The sequence below is a fragment of the Streptomyces aureoversilis genome, assembly GCF_042657885.1.
GTDB lineage: Bacteria > Actinomycetota > Actinomycetes > Streptomycetales > Streptomycetaceae > Streptomyces > Streptomyces aureoversilis.
Map to the genome: position 1 here is coordinate 87129 of NZ_JBHSKJ010000008.1, position 22696 is coordinate 109824.

The following is a 22696-nucleotide window of genomic DNA, read 5'->3' on the forward strand; positions in this document are numbered from 1 at the left end:
GCCTTGATTTTGTACTGAGCAATCCAAAACTCTCGCCCCACCAAGAACCAAGGAGCACCCCACCATGCCCCGCGCCGTCTACCTGCTAGCCCTGGGCATCTTCGCGATGGTGACCAGCGAATTCGTCGTCGCCGGACTGATGCCGCAGATGGCCGACGGGCTGGGAGTCACCGTTCCGGAGATCGGCTACCTCATCACCGCCTTCGCCGTCGCCATGGCCGCCGGCGGCCCGTTCCTGACCGTCGCCGTGATGCGGCTGCGGCCGAGGACCGCCCTGCTGACGCTGTTCGCCGTCTTCCTCGCCGGCAACGTCCTGGCCGCCACCGCGACCACGTACGGCGCGATGCTGGCCGCGCGGATCGTCACGGGCGTCGCCGCGCAGGCCTTCTTCGGCGTCTCGCTGTCCCTGTGCGCCCAGCTGACCCGTCCGGAGGTGCGCGGCCGCGCCGTCGCCGTCGCCATGAACGGCCTGATGCTCGGCACCCTGCTGGGCCTGCCGCTGTCCACCCTCGTCGGTGAGCACTTCGGGTGGCGCGCCGCCTTCTGGGCCATTTCCGCTCTCGCCCTGTTCGCCGCGCTCTGCACCGCCGTCGGCATCCCCGACACGGACCGCCCCGCCGGGGGCGGCGGCATCCGCCGGGAGCTGGCCGTCTTCAAGCGCCGCAAGCTCTGGCTCGCGCTGCTGACCAGCACCTTCGTGATCGGAGCGACGTTCTCGGCGTTCAGCTACTTCAACCCCGTCCTCACCGAGGTCACCGGGTTCTCCGCCGGTTCCGTCCCCCTGCTGCTCATCGCCTACGGCGCCGCCACCGTCGTCGGCAACTGGGTCGTCGGGCGCCTCGCGGACCGGTACCCCGTCCGCGTCCTGCTGTGCGGCCTCGTCCTCAACGCGGTCTTCCTCACCGGCTTCGCCCTTACCGCGCACCTGCCCGCCCCCACCGTGGTCTTCCTGCTGGGCGTCGGCCTCGTCGGTGTCACCATGAACCCGGCGATGGTGACCCGCGTCCAGCGCGCCGGCAACGCCGGCCCGCTGGTCAACTCCATCCACTCCTCGTTCATCACCCTCGGGATCATCATCGGCTCGTCGCTCGGCGGGCTGGCCATCGACGCGTACGGCCTGCGCTCCCCGCTGTGGCTCGGCGCCGCCATGGCCGCCGTCGGGGTCCTCACCCTCGTTCCCGATCTCCCGCGGCGGGGCCTCGCCCGCCGGGCGGAGGGTGCCGCCGAACGGCCCATCGACGCGCCCGGGCCCGTCGCGGCGTCAAGTCGGCCGTGATTTTTCCGGACGTTATCGAAGTGTTCCCAAGCGCCGGCCGGAGCTGTCCGCCGAATGGCTGGTTCTACGCTGTAGGCCCAGTGCTGACGGGCCCCCCGCGCCTCCGAACGCACCGGCCGTACCTACTTGTTCAAGATCAAAAAGGTCACCCAGTGTCAGCATCCCGCGCGCCGTCACCCCTGTCGGTGCAACGAGCACGGCCTCAGACCGGTTAAGGTGGAAACCCCCCCTCGGGCCGGTCCGTATCCCCCCCACGGACCGGCCCGTTTTCTTTCACTCTCGTCACCCACGGTGACGATGCGTGCAGTCCGGGCCGGTCCGCTCCGGGTCAGCCGCGCCGGGCCCAGATGTTGACGCCCTCGGTGCTTACCGCGAGGGAATCGATCTCCGCCAGTTCCTCATCGGTCAGCTTCGGCGCCCCCAGCGCGGCCACATTGGCCTCCAGCTGGCCGACGCTCGACGCGCCGATCAGCGCCGAGGTCATCCGCGGATCGCGCAGCACCCAGCTGAGCGCCAGCTGGGCGAGCGACTGCCCGCGCCGCCCGGCGATCGCGTTCAGGCCGCGCAGCCGGCCCACCACGTCCTCGGTCAGCAGCCCCGGGTCCAGCGACTTGCCCTGCGACGCGCGCGAGCCCTCCGGGACGCCGTGCAGGTACTTGTCGGTGAGCAGGCCCTGGGCGAGCGGCGCGAACGCGATGCAGCCCATGCCCTCCGCCTCCAGGGTGTCGAGCAGGCCGTCGTCCTCCGTCCACCGGTTGATCATCGAGTAGGACGGCTGGTGGATCAGCGCCGGCACGCCCATCGCGCGCAGCAGCCGCGCCGCCTCGGCGGTCTGCTCCGCGCTGTACGAGGACACGCCCGCGTAGAGCGCCTTGCCCTGCTGCACGGCGGACGCGAGCGCGCCCATCGTCTCCTCCAGCGGGGTTTCCGGGTCGAACCGGTGCGAATAGAAGATGTCGACGTAGTCGACACCCATCCGGCGCAACGACGCGTCCAGCGAGGACAGCAGGTATTTCCGCGAGCCCCACTCGCCGTACGGGCCGGGATGCATGAGATACCCGGCCTTCGTGGAGATCAGGATCTCGTCGCGGTACTGCCGGAAGTCCTGTGCGAAGATCTTGCCGAAGTTCAGCTCGGCGGAGCCGGGCGGCGGGCCGTAGTTGTTGGCCAGGTCGAAGTGCGTGACGCCGAGGTCGAAGGCACGGCGCAGAATGGCGCGCTGCGACTCCAGGCTGCGGTCGTCACCGAAGTTGTGCCACAGTCCGAGGGAGATGGCGGGCAGCTTCAGCCCGCTGCGGCCCGTTCGCCGGTACTCCATGGCGTCGTAGCGGGAATCGGCCGCACGATAGTGAGCGGAATGTGTGGAATCGGTCATGTGCATCTGACTATCACGGTCTTGTGACAGACCGAGTTGGGTTCCCGTGACACGCGGGCAGTAATGTGGCGCCCTCGGGGCGACCGCTGTGGCTTGGAGGGGCTGGAAACGTGAAGTTGCGCGACCTGGTGTACAGGCTCTACGCACGCCGGGTGGAAGGCCGCCTCGACCATGCGCAGGTGCCCAAGCACATCGGCGTCATCCTCGACGGCAACCGCCGCTGGGCGCGGGCCGACGGCCGCACGACCGAGCAGGGTCACCAGGCGGGCGCCGACAAGATCTCCGAGCTGCTCGGCTGGTGCGCCGAGACGGACGTCGAGGTCGTCACCCTCTGGATGCTCTCCACCGACAACCTCGACCGCCCGGCCGTGGAGCTCAACCCGCTGCTCGGCATCATCGAGAACACGGTGCGCGGCCTCGCCGCGGACGGCCGCTGGCGCGTGCACCACGTCGGCACGATGGACCTGCTGCCGGCCCGGACGCAGTCGGTGCTGAAGGAGGCCGAGCAGGACACGCTCGGCACCGGCGGAATACTGGTCAACGTGGCCGTCGGCTACGGCGGCCGGCAGGAGATCGCGGACGCGGTGCGCTCGCTGGTCCTCGAAGCCGCGGAGAACGGCACGTCCTTCGAGGAACTTGCCGAGACGGTCGACGTCGAACACATCACCAAGCACCTCTACACGCGCGGCCAGCCCGATCCGGACCTCATCATCCGCACCAGCGGTGAACAGCGGCTCTCCGGCTTCATGCTCTGGCAGAGCGCGCACTCGGAGTATTACTTCTGCGAAGTCTTCTGGCCGGCTTTCCGGAAGGTCGACTTCCTGCGCGCATTGCGGGATTACGCCGCGAGGCACCGCAGGTACGGTTCCTGAGGTCCCGCGGCTGCAACTCCTTCTGCCACCGGTACGGCTCCTGACGGACCGGTGGCTCACCACGCCACCGCATATGCCGTTGCATGGTCAAGCGGTCCAGCGGGAATATCCCCTGCAGGCCGACGGTCTGTCCTAAGACCGTCGCTCTGCCAGCGGGCGGCATGGGGCCGCCCGCCCGGGAGGCCCTTTGCACACGGACGACGACCGTGCGGACCGAGCGGCCCTGTCAGGTCGCGCGGCCGCCCGCGGAGGGCCGCAGCCGGGCCCTCGAAGGGCTCCGATCCCGGCCCATTCCCCGGCGACGCCGTCGCGCCCCGACCTCCCCGAGGGGGTTCGTCCACCCGTGGTGACCAGCAAGAAGCGCCGTGAGAACGACCGGCGCACCTACGTCCTCGACACCAGCGTCCTGCTGGCCGACCCAGGCGCCATGTCCCGCTTCGAGGAGCACGAGGTCGTGCTGCCCGTGGTGGTGGTCACGGAGTTGGAGGCCAAGAGGCACCACCCCGAGCTCGGTTACTTCGCGCGGCAGGCGCTGCGTCTGCTGGACGCGTACCGGGTGCAATTCGGCCGACTGGATTCCCCGATTCCGATCGGTGATCTGGGCGGGACGCTCAGGGTCGAGCTCAACCACTCGGATACGGGCATACTGCCCGCCGGCTTCCGCCTCGGCGACAACGACTCGCGCATCCTCGCGGTCGCCCGCAACCTCCAGGCCGAGGGGTACGACGTCACGGTCGTCTCCAAGGACCTGCCGCTGCGGATCAAGGCGTCGGCGGTCGGCCTGCTCGCCGAGGAGTACCGCGCGGAGCTCGCGATCACCGACTCCGGGTGGACCGGGATGGCGGAGCTCACCGTCACCGCCGAGCAGGTGGACGAGCTCTTCGCCGCCGAGACGGCCCACATCCCGGAGGCCGCGGAACTGCCCGTGCACACCGGCCTGGTGCTGCAGTCCGAGCGGGGCAAGGCGCTCGGCCGGGTCGCGGCCGACGGCTCGGTGCGGCTGGTGCGCGGCGACCGCGAGGCGTTCGGCATCCACGGCCGCAGCGCCGAGCAGCGCGTCGCGCTCGACCTGCTGCTCGACCCCGAGATCGGGATCGTGTCGATGGGCGGCCGGGCCGGCACGGGCAAGTCCGCGCTGGCGCTGTGCGCGGGGCTGGAGGCCGTCCTGGAGCGGCGGCAGCACCGCAAGGTGATGGTCTTCCGGCCGCTGTACGCCGTCGGCGGGCAGGAGTTGGGGTATCTGCCGGGCAGCGAGGCGGAGAAGATGAGCCCCTGGGCCCAGGCCGTCTTCGACACCCTCTCGGCGGTGACGAGTTCCGAGGTGATCGAGGAGGTCACCGGGCGCGGCATGCTGGAGGTGCTGCCGCTCACCCACATCCGCGGCCGGTCGCTGCACGACGCCTTCGTGATCGTGGACGAGGCGCAGTCGCTCGAGCGGAACGTGCTGCTGACCGTCCTCTCCCGCATCGGCGCCAATTCGCGCGTCGTGCTCACGCACGACGTGGCGCAGCGCGACAACCTCCGTGTGGGGCGGTACGACGGCGTGGTCGCCGTGGTCGAGAAGCTGAAGGGGCATCCGCTCTTCTCGCACGTCACGCTCACGCGTTCGGAGCGTTCGCCGATTGCGGCGCTGGTGACCGAAATGCTGGAGGAAGGCCGGATCTGATGCGGCTCGCCGGATAGGGCTCGTTCTCTGGAGGGACTGAAGAGACTGGAGAGAGGAGTCGGCCGATCCGTCCGACCCATCCGGCCCTTCCCTGAAGGCCGTTGCCGAGGGGCGTTCCCCGAAGGCCGATGCCAGGCGGCGCGCGGCAAAGCCAAGGAGCTTAGCCGCGCGCCGCTGTTGTGCGTCGGGCTTTCCGGAAAAGCCCAGGCATAAACGAGGTGTGACCTTTCCCACGTAACCCGGAATTGCCTCCGGGCAACCCGGTCGGGCAGAGTCTGGGTCCTGTCAGGCCCCGCATACGGCACTTCGTCCCCTCATCGGGGCGGTGCAGAGCAGATCCAGAACTGAACAGCGTCGCCGTATGCCGCCCGAGCGTCACGCGGACCTCCCTCGCGGGAGGCCCCACGGGCCCGTGCCTTCTGTGACCGATTACGGAGGCCAGCGCCAGGGGGCACGATCGCGCTCGCGAGGTCACCCATGCGGGCGATGCTGGAAGGAAAACGTGTGAGCCGGATTTCGGTCCGGGGATTCGCCGTGGCATCCGCCACCGCGGTCACCACCGTCGGCGCCGTCGTGGGTGTCGCTGCAGGCCATGACCAGGGTACGAACGACCGGGTCGAGGCGACCGCAGCCGACACGACGCTCCTCGCGGACATCCCCGCAGGACAGAACGTCCGGGCACAGGCCGCTTCCCTGACCCAGCAGGCGGACACGCAGTCCGAGGCGGCCGAGAGCGCGGCCAAGAAGGACGCCGAGGAGGCCGCGCGCAAGCAGGCCGCCGAGGACGCCACCGCGAAGAAGGAAGCCGCGGACGAGGCCGCCGCCAAGAAGAAGGAGGCCGAGGAGAAGGCCAAGGAGCGCGAGAAGGAGGAGAAGGAGCAGGTCAGCAGCCGCTCTGCGACTCGCGACGCCTCGTCCTTCCCCGCCAAGAGCTCCTACTCCGTCGCCGAGGTCAAGGCGATGGCCCGCTCCATGGTCCCCGGCGACCAGTTCCAGTGCTTCAGCAACATCGTGAACAACGAGAGCACCTGGGACTACACGGCGGAGAACCCCTCCTCCGGCGCGTACGGCCTGGTGCAGTCGCTGCCCGGCTCCAAGATGGCCTCCGCCGGCGCCGACTGGCGGACCAACCCCGCCACCCAGATCAAGTGGGGCCTCGGCTACATGAACGAGCGCTACGGCAGCCCCTGCGGCGCCTGGTCGTTCTGGCAGGCCAACCAGTGGTACTAGGGCGCACCGGCCGCGCCTAGCGCCGGTCACTTCCCCGCCCTCGCAAGCCCCCGGTCCTCATCAGGCCGGGGGCTTGGCTGTCTTCCCGCGTCACCCGTCGGGGGTAACGTTCACCCTGGCCACGGGGGAGTGGGGGTAGAGGAAGAGAAATGTCCAGATTGCCACGATGGGTTGGCGGTGTGGGAGCGGGTCTGACCCGTCTCGCCCGGCGACTCGAGGAGCGCACGGCCGAGGTGGAGGGCGCGGCACCGGCCGCCGGCACCACCGGTGCCGCCGGCGCGCCCGAGTCCGGCCGCACCGCCGACCCCGCACGCGCCTCCTTGCCGATACGTTCCGGCGCCGCCGGTGACTCCGCGGGCTCCGCGGGTTCCACCGATTCCGCGGGCTCCGGCGCTTCCGCCGGCACCGACCCGGAGCACCGGGGGTCCGCCGCCGGAGCCGCACCCGCGCCCGCCGCGGGCGACCCCGCACCCGAGCACGTACCGCCGCCGCCCGGGTACGCACCCGCCGTCCCCGCGCGCCCCGACCCCGTGGCCGCCGTGCCCTGGGGCGTGCGGGTCGCGGCCGAGGTCGCCTGGCGGCTGCTGATCCTGGCGGGCACCCTCTGGGTGCTGATGCGCGTGATCAGCTCGGTCCGCCTGGTGGTGCTGTCCTTCGTCGCCGGCCTGCTGATCACCGCGCTGCTGCAGCCCACCGTCGCCTGGCTCAAGCGCCGTGGCGTGCCGCGGGGGCTCGCCACGGCCATGACCTTCATCTCCGGCTTCGTCGTCATGGGCCTGGTCGGCTGGTTCGTGGTGTGGCAGGTGACGGACAACCTCGACGACCTGTCGGGACAGGTGCAGCAGGGCATCAAGGACCTGAAGCACTGGCTGCTCACCAGCCCGTTCCACGTCACCGAGAACCAGATCAACAACATCGCCGACAACCTCAGCACGGCCATCGGCGCCAACACCAAGGACATCACCACCGCCGGCATCGAGGGCGTCCAGGTGATCCTGGAGGTGCTGACCGGCATCCTGCTGGCGATGTTCAGCACGCTCTTCCTGCTCTACGACGGGCCGCGGATCTGGGAGTGGCTGCTGAAGCTGTTCCCGGCGGCGGCGCGCGAGGGCGTGGCGGGCGCGGGTCCGCGCGCGTGGGCGACGCTGACCGCCTACGTGCGGGGCACGGTGATAGTGGCCCTGATCGACGCGATCTTCATCGGCATAGGGCTGTTCTTCCTCAAGGTGCCGCTGGCGGTGCCGCTGGCCGTCTTCATCTTCCTGTTCGCCTTCATCCCGCTGGTCGGTGCCGTGGTCTCCGGCGCGCTCGCGGTGGTCGTGGCGCTGGTGACGAAGGACGTCTTCACGGCCCTGATGGTGCTGACCGTGGTGCTCGCGGTGCAGCAGATCGAGGGCCACGTGCTGCAGCCGTTCATCCTCGGCCGCGCCGTGCGCGTCCACCCGCTCGCGGTGGTCCTGTCGGTGGCCGCGGGCTCCCTGGTCGCCGGCATCGGCGGCGCGGTGGTCGCGGTGCCGCTGGCCGCCGTGACCAATACGGTCGTCGGCTATCTGCGCGCCTACGCCAAGGACAAGGCCCTGGCCGCGGCGCCACCGGACGAACCTGTTCCGGACGGGCCTGCCCCCGGCGGACCCGTTCCGGACGGACCCCGCCCGGGCGGGGCCTCCTCGGGACTCTCCGGCTGAACACATGCGTGTGGGCCCCGGCCGTAACGGCCGGGGCCCACACGCATCTGAGGAGGAGAGCAGGTCAGGCGTTGTCCGCCAGGACCTTCTCGGCGTCCAGGGTGGCGCCGACGGCCTGGAGGACCGCGGCGATCTTGAACGCTTCCTGGATCGTCTCGCGCGAGACGTCCGCCTTGCGGAGGACCTGCTCGTGCGAGTCGAGGCACAGGCCGCAGCCGTTGATGGCCGAGACGGCCAGCGACCACAGCTCGAAGTCGACCTTCTCCACGCCCGGGTTGCCGATGACGTTCATCCGCAGGCCCGCACGCAGGTTGCCGTACTCCGGGTCCGACAGCAGGTGCCGGGTGCGGTAGTAGACGTTGTTCATCGCCATGATGGCGGCGGCGGCCTTGGCGGCCGTGTACGCCTCCGGCGACAGGTTCGCCTTGGCCTCCGGCTCCAGCTCGCGCAGCACGATCGGCGAGCGGGTCGCGATCGCGCAGGCGAGGACGGTGCCCCACAGCTGCTGCTGCGGGAGGACGGAGTTGCCGATGACCGAGCCGAGGTTCAGCTTCAGGTCCTTGGCGTAGTCCGGTACGGCGGACTTCAGCTCATCGAGCGCCATGGGAGATCAGCTCACTCGCCCGCGAGGAGCTTGACCGCGTCGAGGGTCTCCTCGCCCTTGGACCAGTTGCAGGGGCACAGCTCGTCCGTCTGCAGGGCGTCGAGGACCCGCAGGACCTCCTTGGGGTTACGGCCGACGGAGCCGGCGGTCACCATGACGAACTGGATCTCGTTGTTCGGGTCCACGATGAAGACGGCGCGCTGGGCGTAGCCGTCCTCGCCCTCGACGCCGCAGGCCTGCATGAGCTCGTGCTTGGCGTCGGCCAGCATCGGGAAGGGCAGGTCGCGGAGGTCCTTGTGGTCCTTGCGCCAGGCGTGGTGGACGAACTCGGAGTCGCCGGAGACGCCGAGGATCTGGGCGTCGCGGTCGGCGAACTCGTCGTTCAGCTGGCCGAACGCGGCGATCTCGGTCGGGCAGACGAAGGTGAAGTCCTTGGGCCAGAAGAAGACGACCTTCCACTTGCCCTCGTGGGTCTTGTTGTCGATCTGCGCGAAAGCCTTGTCCGCGTCGAGGTCCACACAAGCGGTCAGGTCGAACTCAGGGAACTTGTCACCGACAGTGAGCACGCGCTCTCCTTGCAGCGAGCGGGAAGCTCCCGTGACAGGAGTTTCCCTCGGGGTTGGACATGAGCAACCCTGCCACAGGAGCCATTGATAACGGAAATAGCTAGACTGGGAGATGTTGATCGGAGGTGCTTATCAGTCATGTCGTCCGCACCGCACGCACCACAGACGCCGGCCGTGCCGGCCGTGTCGTCCATAGCCCCGGGGTCGCGCCCCCGCCAGCCCAGCCTCGCCCAGCTGCGGGCCTTCGCCGCCGTCGCGGAGCACCTGCACTTCCGTGACGCCGCCACCGCGCTCGGGATGAGCCAGCCCGCGCTCTCGGGCGCCGTCTCCGCGCTGGAGGACATCCTCGACGTCCAGCTCCTCGAGCGTACGACGAGAAAGGTGCTGCTCAGTCCCGCGGGGGAGCGGCTCGCCGCCCGGGCCCGCACGGTCCTCGACGCCGTCGCCGCCCTGATGGAGGAGGCCGACGCCGCCCGCGCGCCCTTCACCGGCGTCCTGCGCCTCGGGGTGATCCCGACCGTCGCGCCCTACCTCCTGCCCACGGTCCTGCGCCTGGTCCACGACTCCTACCCCGACCTCGACCTGCAGGTCCACGAGGAGCAGACGTCCTCGCTGCTCGACGGGCTCACCCAGGGCCGGCTGGACCTGCTGCTGCTCGCCGTGCCGCTCGGCGCGCCCGGCGTCAGCGAAATCCCCCTCTTCGACGAGGACTTCGTCCTGGTCACCCCGCGGGACCACTGGCTGGCCGAGCGCGGCGACATCCCGCGGGAGGCCCTGCGCGAGCTGGAGCTGCTCCTCCTGGACGAGGGCCACTGCCTGCGCGACCAGGCGCTGGACATCTGCCGCGAGGCCGGCCGGACGACCGGCGCGGCGGTGACCACCAGCGCGGCCGGACTGTCCACGCTCGTCCAGCTGGTCGGCGGCGGCATGGGCGTCACGCTGCTGCCGCGCACGGCCCTGCGCGTCGAGACCGAGCGCAACGAACAGCTCGCCACCGGGCACTTCGCCGATCCGGTGCCCTCGCGCAGGATCGCCCTGGCGATGCGCACCGGGGCGGCGCGGCAGGGGGAGTTCGAGCAGTTCGCGGCGGCCCTGCGGACCGCGATGCGGAAGCTGCCCGTACGGATCGTCAACGGGTGACGGTCCGTACGGGCTACACGGGCCATGCGGGCTATACGGCCCGTACGGACCGTCAGCGGTGACCCGGGGGCGGGGTTCGTCCCCCGCCCCGGATACCGGCACAGCCCCGCCCGTCACTCCGTCCGCATGCTCTCCGGCCGTGTCAGGCGCCACAGGGTGGGCAGCGCCAGCAGCGTCACCGCGACGATCACGGCCGCGCCGGCGCCGACCAGCGGGACGAAGGCGAACCAGTCCCGTACCCGCTCGCCGACCAGCGCCAGCATCACCCGGCCCAGCCCGAGGCCGCCCGCCGTCGCCAGCACGAGGCCCACGGCGACGGGGACCGCCGTCTGCCACAGCACCGACCAGGCGAGCGTCGACCGGTCCGTCCCGCAGGCGACGAGCACGGACAGCGCCCGCCTCCGCTCGCGCAACTGCTCCACCGTGGCGACGAGGAGGCTCAGCCCCACGAGGACGAGGACACCCACCCCGCCGGTCGTCAGTCCCCCTTCGACGGCCGCGAGCTGGTCCTTCTTCACGACGCCGCCCATGCGCCACACCCGCATGCCGGGGTCGATGGCGGCGGCGGTGTTGCGGAACCGCTCGATGGCGTCGTCGCGGTCGCCGGGGTCGACCCGCGCCAGCACGGTGGTGCGGGCGTCCGGGATCGCCCGGGCGTCGATGGCCGAAGGCGTGGCCAGGATGCCGAACGTGTCCGATCCGGCGGGGGCGGTACGGGTCTCCACGACGCGTGCGGTCCGCGGGACCGTCCACCGGTGGACCGGCGTGCCCTTGGCCCTCGCCTCCTCGAAGCCGTCCATCTCCAGCGCGGTGCCGGGCGGGAACCGCCGGGCCGTGTCGACGTCGCCGTCCTTCTCCTGCGCCACGAACACGTCGCCGTCGCGGCAGGAGTCCAGCTTCGCCATGCGGCTCAGGGTGGCGCAATCGGCGACGTGCACCGTGGTGACCCCGCGCTCCGTGCCCGAGCCGGCGGTGGCGTACTGCTCCACGAAGGCGACGGCGTCGCGGACGCCCGGCGTGGCCCGGAACGCCTCGGTGTACGCACGGAGTTCGTCCGGCGTGCCCGGGCGGTACGCGGCCTGCACCTGGGAGTGGCTCGCGACCGTCCCCGGAGGCCCCTCGTGGTCGCCGCGCATGCCGGAGACCATCATCTGGACGGCGACGGCCCCGGCCACCGCCACGGTGATGCCGGCGACCGCCCGCGCGGCCGGACCGCTGTTCGCCTGCAGCCGCCGCGTGGCCAGCTGCCAGGCCGGAGGCCCGCCCCGCAGCCGGGCCACGGACACCTCGACCAGCCACGGCAGGACCACGGCGACGCCGGTGAGCAGCAGCGCGGCACCGGCGGCCACCAGGACCGTCTGCCCGGAGCCGGCGAAGGCGGAGCCGAAGGCCAGGGCGCCGCGCGTCTCCAGCACGCCGGGCGCCAGCAGGGCCAGACCCGCGGCCGGTATCAGCAGCCGCCACCACAGCCGCCGGCGCCGGGCCGGGGCGTCGCGGACGACCCCCAGCGGTTCGGCCGCGACGCCGCGCAGCGCGAACAGCGTCACGGCGACGGCCAGGGCGGGCACGGCGACGGCGATCAGCGCGGCCAGGACCGGGTCGGGGGTGACGTCCGCGGGGAAGACGCCGATCTCGCGGATCGCGACGTGCGGGGCGAAGCCGCGGACGAAGAGGAAGATCCCCGCCCCGGCCAGCAGGCCGAGCAGGGCGCCGCACAGCGCCTCGCCGGCCGCGATCCGCCGGGTCGATCCGATGCCGGCGCCGACGAGCCGCAGCGCCGCGAGCCGGCGCTCGCGCCCCTCGCCGCCGAAGCGGACGGTCGTGCCGATGAGGACCGCGACCGGGAGCAGCAGCACGACGCACACCATGGCCGCCAGGACGACGACGCGCGGGTCCACGGGTTCGTCCTGGCTGCTGCCGAAGCGTTCGATGCGGACGACGCCGCCGCCCTGCTCGATCCGGTCGCTGCCCAGGTAGTAGAAGAGCTCGTCGGGGCCAGTGAGCCCCGCGTCGCCGATGGTGCCCACGGTCCGGTGGCGGAACCGCTCGCGCAGCAGCTCCCCTTCGCCGGAGGCGAGGAGCCGGCCGAGGGCGGGGGAGACGACCATCTCGCCGGGGCCGGGGAGGGCGCCCACGCCCGGCGGGACCGGCGCCCCGGGGCCCTCGGGGCGCAGGATCGCGCCGTCGACCAGCCGGTCGCGGAAGTCCGTGGAGGCCCGCTGGTAGAGGAGCGTTCCCGTGCCCTTGCGCGGCTGGTCGTCCGGCGGGACGTCCGCCCCCGCCGGGAAGACGCTGCGGGCCGTGGCGCGCTGGTCGCGCTCGTCCAGCAGCTGCGGCACGGCCGCGGCGATCGCCAGGACGGCCACGCCGAGGCCGACGGCCAGCGCGGTGAGGGCGGCGCGCAGCAGGCCCTCGCGGCCGCCGGTGACGGTGAAGCGCGCGCCCATGAGCAGGTCGCGGAGCCAGGCGGAGGGGCCGGACGGCCCGGCGGGGCGGTCCGCGGGGCCGCCGCCGGGGCGCGGTGCCCCGCCGTCGCGCCCGGTCTCACCGCTGCGTCCGGTCTCGCCGTCGCGTCCGTTCTTGTCGTCGCGTCCGGTCATGACAGCCTCGCCCCCGCCATGTCGCGCGCCCGTCCGTCGCGCACGACGACCTCGCGGTCGGAGTACGCGGCGACGCGCGCCTCGTGGGTGACCAGGACGACGGCGGCCCGGGTGTCGCGGGCGGCCTCGGTCAGCAGTTCCATCACACGCTCTCCGTTGAGGGAGTCCAGGGCGCCCGTCGGCTCGTCCGCGAAGATCACGCGCGGGGTCGTGACCAGCGCCCGGGCGACGGCGACGCGCTGCCCCTGGCCGCCGGAGACCTCGCCGGGCCGCTTGCCGCGCGCGTCGGCGACCTCCAGCCGTTCCATCCACCGCATGGCCTGCTGCTCGGCCTCCTTGCGCCGCAGGCCGCCCAGGCGCAGCGGCAGCGCCACGTTCTCCACGCACGTCAGCTCCGGGACCAGCTGCCCGAACTGGAAGACGAAGCCGAACTCGCCGCGCCGCAGGGTGCTGCGCTCGGCGTCGGAGAGCTCCGAGAGCTTGCGCGCGCCGTAGCGGACGACGCCCGCGTCGGGGCGAATGATTCCGGCCAGACAGTGCAGCAGGGTCGACTTTCCGGAGCCCGAGGGGCCCATGACGGCGACGATCTCGCCCGGGTGGACGGAGAAGTCCGCGCCGTCCAGCGCGGTCGTGGGCCCGTAGGCCTTGCGGAGCCCGGTCGCGGCGAGCAGGGAGCCCGACGGCGTCATGTGCGCACCGCCCGGGCGAGCTGGTCGAGCCGGGCGGCGGTCATTTCCAGCCAGCGCAGGTCGGCCTCCAGATGGAAGAGGGCGTGGTCGCAGATCAGCTGGTCGGCGAGGTCGCCGCCGGTCTTGCGGCGGGTGAGCTCGCGCATCAGCCGCAGGTGCTCGGCGCGCTGGGCGTCCAGCAGCTCGTCGGCGTCCCGGCCGGTCAGCAGGGCCACGACGACCTTCGTATAGAGGACGGACTGCAGGTAGGGCTCGGGCTTCTCGGGCCGGGCGAGCCAGTCCGCCACGTCCGTGACGCCCGCGTCGGTGATCGCGTAGCGCTTGCGCTCGGGGCCGTCGCCTTGCTCGACGCCGTCGACCTCCACCAGGCCGTTCTTCAGCAGCCTCGACATGGTCGCGTAGACCTGGCCGTAGTGGAGCGGGCGGTCGTGGCCGAAACGGGCGTCGAAGGCGCGCTTGAGGTCGTAGCCGTGGCGCGGGCCGGACTCCAGGAGCGCGAGCAGGGTGTGTCCGATTGACATGCCCGGACTGTACATCGTGTGTATACATGGAGAGTATAGCTGGCTGAAAATCGCCCCTGATTGGCCGGTGAGTGGCCTCTGCAGTTATGAGCCGCCAACCCCGACGGCCCCTTGAGCGCCCGCTGTTCGGGCTGCCGAATCGGATTCGGAATCGGAGCCCTGTACGGTTTCCCGCACTGCGCCGCGCCCGGTTCCCGCCAGCCGGGGTGCTGTATGTCACGTGGTCCAAAGCCTTGATCAATGGGCGTTTGGTGACAGTTGCGGTGTTAGCTTCATGAGCTGGGTTGGGGGCGGAAAGACTGGAGCTACGGGAGAGATGGGCCGAGCGGAAGCGCGACGGGCGCAGAAGAGCACCCGCACAGCAAAGGGCAAGAAGCCCAAGAAGGCCGGGAAAACCGGTATACGCCGCTTCTTCACCTGGAAGAAGCTGCTCGCCTACTTCGTGGTGCTCGTCGCTCTCGGGGCGGGCGCCTGCGTGGCGCTCTACCTGTACGTGGACGTCCCCAAGGGCAACAGCCAGGCCAAGCTGCAGAGCAACGTCTTCAAGGACGCCGACGGCAAGGTCATCGCCCGCAGCGGCGACGTCAACCGCCAGGAAGTGTCCCTGGACAAGATTCCGAAGGACGTCCGGTACGCCGTCGTCGCCGCCGAGAACAAGAACTTCTACACAGACCCCGGCGTCGACATCAAGGGCACCGCGCGCGGCATCCTCAACACCGTGATGGGCCGCGGCAAGCAGGGCGGCTCCACCATCACCCAGCAGTACGTCAAGAACTACTACCTGGACCAGCGGCAGACCGTCACCCGCAAGGTGAAGGAACTGGTCATCTCCCTCAAGGTGCAGAAGGAGAAGTCCAAGGACGAGATCCTTGAGGGCTACCTGAACACCAGCTTCTACGGCCGCGGCGCCTACGGCATCCAGGCCGCCTCCCGCGCGTACTACAACAAGGACGTCGACAAGCTCAGCCTCGAGGAGGGCGCCTACCTCGCGGCGCTGCTCCAGGCCCCCAGCCAGTACGACTGGACGGTGGCCACCCCCGCGGGCAAGGAGAACGCCAAGGCCCGCTGGAACTACGTCCTGGACAAGATGGTCGAGCAGAAGTGGCTCGACAAGGACAAGCGCGCCACGATGCAGTTCAAGGAGCCCGGCAAGCCGCCGGCCGCCAAGGGCCTCACCGGCCAGAACGGCTATCTGGTCGAGGCCGCCAAGGCCGAGATGCGCAAGAAGCTGGCCAAGGACGGCCGCCCCGAGAGCGACCTCGACGCCGGCGGCTGGACGATCACCCTCAGCATCGACAACAAGAAGCAGAAGGCCCTGGAGAAGGCCGTCAAGGACAAGCTCCTCGACGACCTCGACCCCAAGGCCCGCGCGGTCGACAAGAACGTCCAGGTCGGCGGCGCCTCCGTCGACCCGAAAACCGGCAAGGTCGTCGCCCTCTACGGCGGCACCGACGCCCTCCAGCACTGGACGAACAACGCCACCCGCGAGGACTACCAGGTCGCCTCGACCTTCAAGCCGCTGATCTTCGCCTCGGCGCTGGAGAACAAGTCCACCACCCAGGACAAGGTGCGCATCAACGCCGGCACGCTGTACGACTCGACCACCGAGCGTCCCGTCACCGGCACGAGCGAGCACTTCGCCCCGGAGAACGAGGACGGCTACTCGCACGGCATGATCCCCGTGCAGAAGGCCATGAACGACTCGGTCAACTCCGTCTTCGCGCAGATGGCCATCGACGTCGGCCTGCCCGAGGTCAAGAAGACCGCCGTCGACATGGGCATGAACGGCAAGGTCCGCGACTTCGTGGAGAAGCCCGCCATGTCGCTGGGCTCCATGGGCAACAGCCCGCTGCACATGGCCGGCGTCTACGCGACCCTCGCCCACCACGGCAAGAAGGTCACGCCCTCGATCATCAAGTCGGCCTCCCAGAACGGCAAGGAGCTGTCGCTCGACAACCCGATCGGCGGCGACGCCATCTCGCGGAACACCGCCGACGGCGTCACCACCGTCCTCAAGGGCGTGGTCGACGACGGCACGGCCTCCGTCGTGCAGAGCGTCGGCCGCCAGGTCGCGGGCAAGACCGGCACCTCCGACGACAACAAGTCCGCCTGGTTCACCGGCTACACCCCCGACCTGGTCACGGCCATCGGCCTGTTCGGCGAGGGCGAGGGCGGCAAGCAGGTCACCCTCAAGGGCACCGGCGGCAACGGCCGCGTCAACGGCGGTACGTACCCGGCCCGCATCTGGGCCGCCTACACCGCCAACGCGCTCCAGGGCTCGGAGCCCGAGGAGTTCGACCTCGAGACGAACATGAGCACGACGGTCCCGGTCATCCCCGGCCCGCCCGCCTCGTCCAGCCCCTCCGCGCCCGCGTCGCACAGCCCGTCGCCGTCGCCCTCGCGGCCCTCGCAGTCGCCGTCGGCCTCGTCCTCGCGCACTCCGTCCCGCGCACCCTCGTCGGCGCCCCCGTCCTCGCGGCCGCCGGTCCCGCCCGTCACGCCGAGCGGCAAGCCGTCCAGCTCCGCGCCGGTCACCGGCGGTGGCGGGCTCCAGCCCAACGGAAGCCGCGAACCGATCCGCGACTGACCCCCGGTCAGCTCACCGCCCCGGCCGCTCACCCTCTCGCAGGGTGAGCGGCCGGCGTCGTTGCGGACCCCGCTCAGCCGCCGTTGACCCGGGTGGCGATGCGGTCGCCGACCTCCTTGTCGATGTTGCGCCAGTACTGCAGGGCCCGCTCCCGGACCGCCCGGCTCACGCCGTTGCCCACGTGGCCGGCGACGTTGGAGACGAGGCGGTCGCGGGCCGCGTCGTCGAGGACCTGGCGGACCATCGTGCCCGCCTGGCCCCAGTCGTCGTCCTCGCGGTGCGGCTTGTACGCCTCGCGGACCATCTCGCCCGCCGCCCGCCAGCCGGCCACGTCCCCGAAGCGCCCGGTGTCGGCGGCCGGGCCGCCGTAGGAGTTGGGCGCGTAGGGACGGGCCGCGCGGCTGGACTCGTAGCGCATGGGGCCGTCCTTGGCGTAGGAGCGGACGTCCGAGCGGGGGTGGTTGGGCGGCAGCTGGGCGTAGTTGGGGCCGATGCGGTAGCGGTGGGTGTCCGGGTAGGAGAAGAGCCGGCCCAGCAGCATCTTGTCCGGCGACGGGCCGATGCCGGGCACCAGGTTCGACGGCTCGAACGCGGCCTGCTCGATGTGGACGAAGAAGTCGTCGGGGTTGCGGTCCAGCGTCATCCGGCCGACCTCGATCAGCGGGTAGTCGCCGTGGGGCCACACCTTGGTCAGGTCGAAGGGGTTGAAGCGGTAGTCCGGGGCCTCGTCGAACGGCATGGCCTGGACGTACATCGTCCAGGACGGGGCGTCGCCGCCCTTGACGGCCTCGAAGAGGTCGCGCCGGTGGAAGTCGGTGTCCTCGCTCGCCATCCGGTCGGCTTCCGCCTGGGTGAAGAACTCGATGCCCTGGTCGGTCCTGATGTGGTACTTGATCCAGAACTTCTCGCCGCCCTCGTTGACCCACATGTAGGTGTGCGAGCCGTAGCCGTTCATGTGGCGCCAGGTGCGCGGGACGCCGCGGTCGCCCATCAGCCACGTGACCATGTGGGCGGACTCGGGCGACAGGGTCCAGAAGTCCCACTGCATGTCGTTGTCGCGCAGGCCGTTGTCGGTGCGGCGCTTCTGGGAGCGGATGAAGTCCTGGAACTTCATCGGGTCGCGGACGAAGAAGACCGGGGTGTTGTTGCCGACCAGGTCGTAGTTGCCGTGGTCCGTGTAGAACTTCAGGGCGAAGCCGCGCGGGTCGCGCCAGGTGTCGGGGCTGCCCTGCTCGCCCGCCACCGTGGAGAAGCGGGCCAGCATCTCCGTGCTGCGACCGGGCTGGAAGAGGTCCGCCTTGGTGAACTGGCTGACGTCGCTGGTCACGCGGAAGGTGCCGTATGCGCCGCCGCCCTTGGCGTGGACCACCCGCTCGGGGACCCGCTCCCGGTTGAACTGGGCCATCTTCTCGATCAGATAGTGGTCCTGGAGAAGGATGGGTCCGGAGTCGCCGATGGTGAGGGAGTGCTCGTCGCTCTCGACGGGGATGCCGGCGTTGTCCGTGGTGTACGGGGTCTGCTGCGCCGAGTCGGTCATGGGACGCCTCCCGGTACGGGGATGGTGAGGGCGCGCGGCAGTGCCCGCCCTCCAACTCGCCAGTGAACTCCGCCGACGACGTGTCGGCAACGGGCGTCTGGACACTGTCCAGAATTTCACCGCGTACGGGTCTCCCCGTGTTCGAGTCCGCCCGGAGCGGGTACGAGAGGGCGCCGCCCCGCGCGGCTCACCCCCGCGCGGCTCACCCCCGCGCGGCTCACCCGGCGCGGTTCACCGCGTGCGGGGCGGCAGCGCCAGTTCGAACCAGACCACCTTCCCCGTGCTCAGCCGGGTCGCGCCCCACCGCCTGGCCAGCCGGTTGACCAGGTACAGCCCGCGGCCGCCCTCGTCCGAGGGCCGGGCCTGGCGCAGCCGCGGCAGCTGCGGCACGTCGTCGCCCACCTCGCAGCGCAGCACGTCCGTGCGCAGCAGGCGCAGCGTGATCGGCCGCTCCGCGTACCGCACGGCATTGGTGATCACCTCGCTGACCAGCAGCTCCACGGAGTCCGTGAGCTCCTCCAGGCCCCAGCGGGTCAGGGCGCGGCGGGCCAGCCGGCGCGCCTGACGGGCCGTCTGCGGGCGCGGGTCGAGGAACCAGTAGGCCACGTCGCTGGGCGCGATGCCCTCGAAGCGGGCGGCGAGCAGGGCGATGTCGTCGTCCCGGTCGCCCGGGCCGAGCATGCCGAGCACCTCGTCGCACAGGGGCTCCAGCGGCGGCGGGTTGGGGCCGGTCAGCCGGGCGGTCTCGATCAGCCGCTCGCGCAGCTGCTCTATGCCCGTCCAGACGTCCCTGATCCGCGACTCCACCAGGCCGTCCGTGTACAGCAGCAGCGTCGCCCCGGCGGGCGCGTCCAGCTCCACCGCCTCGAAGTCGACCCCGCCCACGCCGATCGGCGCGCCCGGCGGGACGCGCAGGACCTCCGCGCGGCCGCCGCGGTGCAGCAGTATCGGCGGCGGATGGCCCGCGTTGGCGATCACGATGCGGTGCGCGACCGGGTCGTACACCGCGTACATGCACGTGGCCATGCGGTCCGAACCGAGGCGCTGGGCCTGCTCGTCCAGGTGGTGCAGCACCTCGGCCGGGGGCAGGTCCAGGCCCGCCAGGGTCTGCGCGGTCGTGCGCAGCTGGCCCATGATCGCGGCCGAGGTCATGGAGTGGCCCATGACGTCGCCGACGACCAGCGCCACCCGGTTGCCCGGCAGCGGGATCGCGTCGTACCAGTCGCCGCCCACGCGGGCGGTCTCGGCGGCCGGCAGGTAGCGGCTGGCGAGCCGGACGCCGGTCGGCTGGGGGAGGGAGTCGGGCAGCATCGTGCGCTGCAGCTCGTCCGCGATGTACACCTCGCGGCCGTAGAGCACGGCCTTGTCCACGCCCAGGGCGGTGTGCGTCGCCAGCTGCGCGGCCACGAGCAGGTCGTCGTTCTCGAACGCGGCCCGGTCCGGGCGGCGGACGAACACCGCGGCGCCGATCACCCGGCGCCGCCCCCGCAGCGGCGCCAGGATCGTCCGGTGCCGGTCCGGGACCGGACGGTCGTCGCCCAGCAGCTCGGGAAGGGCCGCCCGCGCGGCGGAGGAGTCCCCGAAGACCGGTCTGACACCCCGCAGCACCTCCGCGAGCGGCCCTCCTATGCGCACCTCGCAGCGCTCGGCGGCGCAGCCGGCGAGATCGGGGACGGGCTCGGGGCGCTCGGCCGCGAAGTCCGTGCCGTCGCCCTCGCCCACGCCGCGCACGTGCTCGGGCAGCTGGTCGGTGCGGCGCAGCCGCAGCACGACGGGGCCCACGGGCCGCTCGTCGCCGACCGGCAGCGGGTCGCGCAGGTAGACGAGGATGGCGTCGGCGAACGTCGGCACGGTGGCCCGGCACAGGCCGAGCACGATCTCGTCCAGGTCGATGCCCCGGGCGATCCGCCGCGTGGCGGCACCCACGAACCGCAGGCGCTCGCCGCCGGTGGGGTTGCCCGCGGCGGTGCCCTCGGGCCCGGCCGGAGCCGGGTGGCCGCCGGCCTCGGCGGCCCGCGCACCGCCGGCGCCATCCGGCCCGGCCGGGCGACCGGCGGGCGCGGCGGCCGGGGCACCGTCGCCGCCGTTCGCGGGCTCGGTCGCTTCTTCCGGCCGCGGGGCGCCAGCGGCGGGCTTCCGGGCATCGTTGTCAGCGGTCACGGCGGGAGCACGCTCGGCCGTGGCGGCGGGCAGCGCGGCGGAGGCCGCGCCGGACGCACGGGTACGGGAGCGGCCGCCGCGAGGGCCCGCGGCCGGGACCCCACCGGCCTGGGACCGGGCGGACCGGGACCCGTCGGCCCGCCGCGACCGGGCGGTGCGGGACCCATCGGCCTGGGGCTCTTCGGCCGGGGATCCGGTGGTCCGGGAGGCCGGAGCCGGGGACCCGGTGGCCCTGGGCTGCGCCGCCTCGGACCCCGTGGGCTCAGGCGCCGGACCGGGAGCCGCCGGGGTTCCCCGGGCCGGGAGGCCCTCCGGTTCCGGGTGGGAGCTCGCGCGCGTCCGCCCGCGGGAAGGGGCGTCCGCCGCCGGGCGCGTCCCCGCGTGCGCGTCGTCGCGCCGCTGGGGTGGCACGCCCTGGGGCCCCGGCTCGGGGACCGGCCGGGGACGTCCCGGTTCCGGTTCCGGGGCAGAGGCAGCGGCGGGCGCGGCGGCCTGCCGCACCGCGGCGATCCGCTGGCTTCCGTGGGAGTCGGTGTGCTCCGTCACGCGTGGGGTTCCATCCGTCGGGGCCGTGCGCCCGCTCGCGCGGGTGCACCGTGGGTCAGGCGCGTCGCAGATTGAGGAAGAGCTGGATCTCGGGTGGTACGTCCGTACTCGCCGGGGCGTACGCCAGCGAGTTCTCCCCGGCGACTTCGAAACCCGCTTCGCGCACGACCTGGCGCAGTTCGTCCCGCAGGTATCCGGATACCCGGATCGTGTTGCCCAGGAACGGGATCGCGTAGTCGTCCACGTCGGCCTCGACCATCGACAGGGCGAGCAACCCCCCGGGTCTCAGCAGCCCGTGGAGCATCCGCAGGGCGTGCGGGATCTCCGTGCGGGGCAGCATCAGCAGCGAGAAGAACGCGGTGACCCCGTCGAAGGCGCCCAGCCGGCCGTCCCGCAGGTCCGCCAGGTCCGCCAGGTGGAAGTCGGCCTTGGGGACGTTCTCCCGGGCCAGCTCCAGCATGCCGGCGGAGAGGTCGACGCCCACGACGCGGTGGCCCGCGTCGGCCAGCTGCAGGGCGGTGGGCAGGCCGGTGCCGCAGCCGACGTCGAGGACGCGGGAGCCGGGCGGCAGGGCGGCCGCGAGCCAGGCGGCCGCGCCGAGCTGGCCCTCCTTGTGCGGGAAGGCCTCGTCGTAGCGGTGGCCTATCGCGTCGAACGCCTCGGCCTGACCGCTGCGGTCCAGCCCCGAACGGGCGTAGCCGTCGTAGCCCCGCTGGTCCTCGTCACCGCTCACGGCGCCCGCCCTCTCTGTGACCCGTATTTCCGTGAACAAGCGTCACATGCCGTGCTCTGATCGTGCCGTGCTGCTGTGCAGTATCGCGGAGGCCGATCCTACGATTGCCCGGAGGGCCGACGCCAAGCGGTTGCCGGTTCTCCCCGGGGTTCCGTCACGGCTCATGCCCGGATCCGGGCCGGGGAACGGTCCCAGTCGTCCGGAAGGGCGGGTACGGGCCACGCCGGATCCGGCCGCCAGGCCTCCCAGCCGGCCGCGAACGGCGCCTCCCAGGACTCGATCCGCTCGACCGCGGCCCGCCCGGCCGCCCGCACCCGCTCGGCCTGCCCGGCGGACATCAGGCCCGCCTGCTGCGCCTGGGCGAACTCGTCCTCGTCCTTCCACTGCCAGCTGCGGTCCGGATAGACGGCGATGTCGAGGAAGTGGTCCTCGGAGTCCACGCCGCCCGTCCAGCGGGCCAGCGGCTCCTCCAGGTTCACGTACCAGTTCTTGAACCGCCAGTCACGGTCCCAGAACAGCCAGACCGACCACGGCTCGCCGGGCCGGGCGAGCTTCAGCACGCCCGTGCCGGCCCACGGGGAGACGCCCGTGGTGCGGGGCTTGGTGTAGCGGGTGGCGAGCGGCTCCTGGTGGACCGGGGTGCCGTCGGCGAGCAGCGGGCGCACGCAGGCCGTGCCCGGCGCGACCCAGACCGCGAGGAGGTCGGCCGTGTCCTGCACGACGGTGACGGGGCGGCAGATGTGGACGCGGTCGGTGGCATTGCCCCGGTAGCGCCAGAGGATCTGGTCCCCGGGCGCCCAGGAGGCCGTGCCGGCCGTGTTCGTGGGGTCCACCGTGTCCGTGTCCGTGTCCGCGTCCGCTGTCATGCGGAGATCCTAGGCGCGAGGGGTGCGTGTGCGCCGTGATGTG

The 22696-nt window shown here is 71.9% G+C and carries 17 protein-coding genes; 7 read left to right on the forward strand and 10 right to left on the reverse strand.

Translation table 11 applies throughout. The features are described from left to right. The first annotated feature begins 64 nt into the window (after positions 1-64). Complete coding sequence (locus ACFPP6_RS15815) at positions 65-1276, forward strand: MFS transporter (RefSeq protein WP_382042017.1); 1212 nt, start codon at positions 65-67, stop codon at positions 1274-1276. 328 nt (positions 1277-1604) lie between these two features. Here ACFPP6_RS15815 and mgrA read toward each other — a convergent pair whose 3' ends face one another. Then, positions 1605-2651 carry an L-glyceraldehyde 3-phosphate reductase gene (gene mgrA, locus ACFPP6_RS15820; protein ID WP_382042020.1) on the reverse strand — a complete coding sequence of 349 codons (1047 nt, stop codon included), beginning with the start codon at positions 2649-2651 and terminating at the stop codon, positions 1605-1607. A gap of 110 nt (positions 2652-2761) precedes the next feature. On the opposite strand from mgrA, the gene ACFPP6_RS15825 reads away from it, so the two are divergent. From ACFPP6_RS15825 to ACFPP6_RS15840, 4 genes are all read left to right on the forward strand, one after another. Further along, positions 2762-3523 (forward strand): isoprenyl transferase, encoded by a 762-nt coding sequence (locus tag ACFPP6_RS15825; protein ID WP_168093711.1) that lies wholly within the window; start codon positions 2762-2764, stop codon positions 3521-3523. Between the two features lie 343 nt (positions 3524-3866). Next, entirely contained in the window at positions 3867-5189 is a 1323-nt protein-coding gene (locus tag ACFPP6_RS15830; RefSeq protein ID WP_382042024.1) for a PhoH family protein, read from the forward strand. Between the two features lie 504 nt (positions 5190-5693). Further along, positions 5694-6419: an aggregation-promoting factor C-terminal-like domain-containing protein gene (locus ACFPP6_RS15835; RefSeq protein ID WP_465269377.1), complete on the forward strand. Its 726-nt coding sequence runs from the start codon at positions 5694-5696 to the stop codon at positions 6417-6419. 149 nt (positions 6420-6568) lie between these two features. Further along, complete coding sequence (locus ACFPP6_RS15840; RefSeq protein ID WP_382042030.1) at positions 6569-8104, forward strand: AI-2E family transporter; 1536 nt, start codon at positions 6569-6571, stop codon at positions 8102-8104. 64 nt (positions 8105-8168) lie between these two features. On the opposite strand, the gene ACFPP6_RS15845 is transcribed toward ACFPP6_RS15840, so the two are convergent. Together ACFPP6_RS15845 and ACFPP6_RS15850 are read right to left on the reverse strand one after the other, a co-directional pair. Then, positions 8169-8708, reverse strand: coding sequence for an alkyl hydroperoxide reductase (locus tag ACFPP6_RS15845; RefSeq protein WP_382042033.1), 540 nt, complete (start codon positions 8706-8708; stop codon positions 8169-8171). A gap of 11 nt (positions 8709-8719) precedes the next feature. Continuing rightward, a complete protein-coding gene (locus ACFPP6_RS15850) occupies positions 8720-9274 on the reverse strand; it encodes a peroxiredoxin (RefSeq protein WP_030367520.1) in 555 nt (184 codons plus the stop codon). A gap of 138 nt (positions 9275-9412) precedes the next feature. Between ACFPP6_RS15850 and ACFPP6_RS15855 the strand changes: the two genes are divergently transcribed. Then, positions 9413-10414: a LysR substrate-binding domain-containing protein gene (locus tag ACFPP6_RS15855; protein ID WP_382042036.1), complete on the forward strand. Its 1002-nt coding sequence runs from the start codon at positions 9413-9415 to the stop codon at positions 10412-10414. Positions 10415-10527: 113 nt separating this feature from the next. Here the strand turns inward: ACFPP6_RS15855 and ACFPP6_RS15860 are convergent, their stop codons facing one another. From ACFPP6_RS15860 to ACFPP6_RS15870, 3 genes are read right to left on the reverse strand one after another with little or no spacing between them, the layout of a single operon-like run. After that, the gene (locus ACFPP6_RS15860) at positions 10528-13014 is read right to left on the reverse strand and encodes an FtsX-like permease family protein (protein ID WP_382042038.1); all 2487 of its coding nucleotides are present in this window, start codon (positions 13012-13014) and stop codon (positions 10528-10530) included. Next, positions 13011-13703, reverse strand: coding sequence for an ABC transporter ATP-binding protein (locus tag ACFPP6_RS15865; protein WP_382042041.1), 693 nt, complete (start codon positions 13701-13703; stop codon positions 13011-13013). The genes ACFPP6_RS15860 and ACFPP6_RS15865 overlap by 4 nt, the downstream gene beginning before the upstream one ends. Next, the gene (locus tag ACFPP6_RS15870; protein ID WP_382042044.1) at positions 13700-14224 is read right to left on the reverse strand and encodes a PadR family transcriptional regulator; all 525 of its coding nucleotides are present in this window, start codon (positions 14222-14224) and stop codon (positions 13700-13702) included. Before ACFPP6_RS15870 ends, ACFPP6_RS15865 begins: the two co-directional genes overlap by 4 nt. Positions 14225-14540: 316 nt before the next feature. Between ACFPP6_RS15870 and ACFPP6_RS15875 the strand changes: the two genes are divergently transcribed. Beyond that, on the forward strand, positions 14541-16811 hold the full coding sequence (locus tag ACFPP6_RS15875) for a transglycosylase domain-containing protein (RefSeq protein WP_382042047.1): 2271 nt from the start codon (positions 14541-14543) through the stop codon (positions 16809-16811). 73 nt (positions 16812-16884) lie between these two features. On the opposite strand, the gene ACFPP6_RS15880 is transcribed toward ACFPP6_RS15875, so the two are convergent. From ACFPP6_RS15880 to fomD, 4 genes are all read right to left on the reverse strand, one after another. Further along, positions 16885-18348: a catalase gene (locus ACFPP6_RS15880; RefSeq protein ID WP_382042050.1), complete on the reverse strand. Its 1464-nt coding sequence runs from the start codon at positions 18346-18348 to the stop codon at positions 16885-16887. A gap of 231 nt (positions 18349-18579) precedes the next feature. Continuing rightward, positions 18580-20508 carry a SpoIIE family protein phosphatase gene (locus ACFPP6_RS15885; protein ID WP_382042053.1) on the reverse strand — a complete coding sequence of 643 codons (1929 nt, stop codon included), beginning with the start codon at positions 20506-20508 and terminating at the stop codon, positions 18580-18582. 601 nt (positions 20509-21109) lie between these two features. Beyond that, on the reverse strand, positions 21110-21787 hold the full coding sequence (locus ACFPP6_RS15890) for a class I SAM-dependent DNA methyltransferase (protein WP_382042056.1): 678 nt from the start codon (positions 21785-21787) through the stop codon (positions 21110-21112). 161 nt (positions 21788-21948) lie between these two features. Beyond that, complete coding sequence (gene fomD, locus ACFPP6_RS15895) at positions 21949-22653, reverse strand: cytidylyl-2-hydroxypropylphosphonate hydrolase (protein WP_382042058.1); 705 nt, start codon at positions 22651-22653, stop codon at positions 21949-21951. Positions 22654-22696 lie beyond the last annotated feature (43 nt).

Coding starts and splice junctions, on each gene's coding strand:
- ACFPP6_RS15815 (WP_382042017.1), top strand. CDS start 65: ATGCCCCGCGCCGTCTACCTGCTAGCCCTGGGCATCTTCGCGATGGTG.
- mgrA (WP_382042020.1), bottom strand. CDS start 2,651: ATGACCGATTCCACACATTCCGCTCACTATCGTGCGGCCGATTCCCGC.
- ACFPP6_RS15840 (WP_382042030.1), top strand. CDS start 6,569: ATGTCCAGATTGCCACGATGGGTTGGCGGTGTGGGAGCGGGTCTGACC.
- ACFPP6_RS15845 (WP_382042033.1), bottom strand. CDS start 8,708: ATGGCGCTCGATGAGCTGAAGTCCGCCGTACCGGACTACGCCAAGGAC.
- ACFPP6_RS15855 (WP_382042036.1), top strand. CDS start 9,413: ATGTCGTCCGCACCGCACGCACCACAGACGCCGGCCGTGCCGGCCGTG.
- ACFPP6_RS15860 (WP_382042038.1), bottom strand. CDS start 13,014: ATGACCGGACGCGACGACAAGAACGGACGCGACGGCGAGACCGGACGC.
- ACFPP6_RS15865 (WP_382042041.1), bottom strand. CDS start 13,703: ATGACGCCGTCGGGCTCCCTGCTCGCCGCGACCGGGCTCCGCAAGGCC.
- ACFPP6_RS15870 (WP_382042044.1), bottom strand. CDS start 14,224: ATGTCAATCGGACACACCCTGCTCGCGCTCCTGGAGTCCGGCCCGCGC.
- ACFPP6_RS15875 (WP_382042047.1), top strand. CDS start 14,541: ATGGGCCGAGCGGAAGCGCGACGGGCGCAGAAGAGCACCCGCACAGCA.
- ACFPP6_RS15880 (WP_382042050.1), bottom strand. CDS start 18,348: ATGACCGACTCGGCGCAGCAGACCCCGTACACCACGGACAACGCCGGC.
- fomD (WP_382042058.1), bottom strand. CDS start 22,653: ATGACAGCGGACGCGGACACGGACACGGACACGGTGGACCCCACGAAC.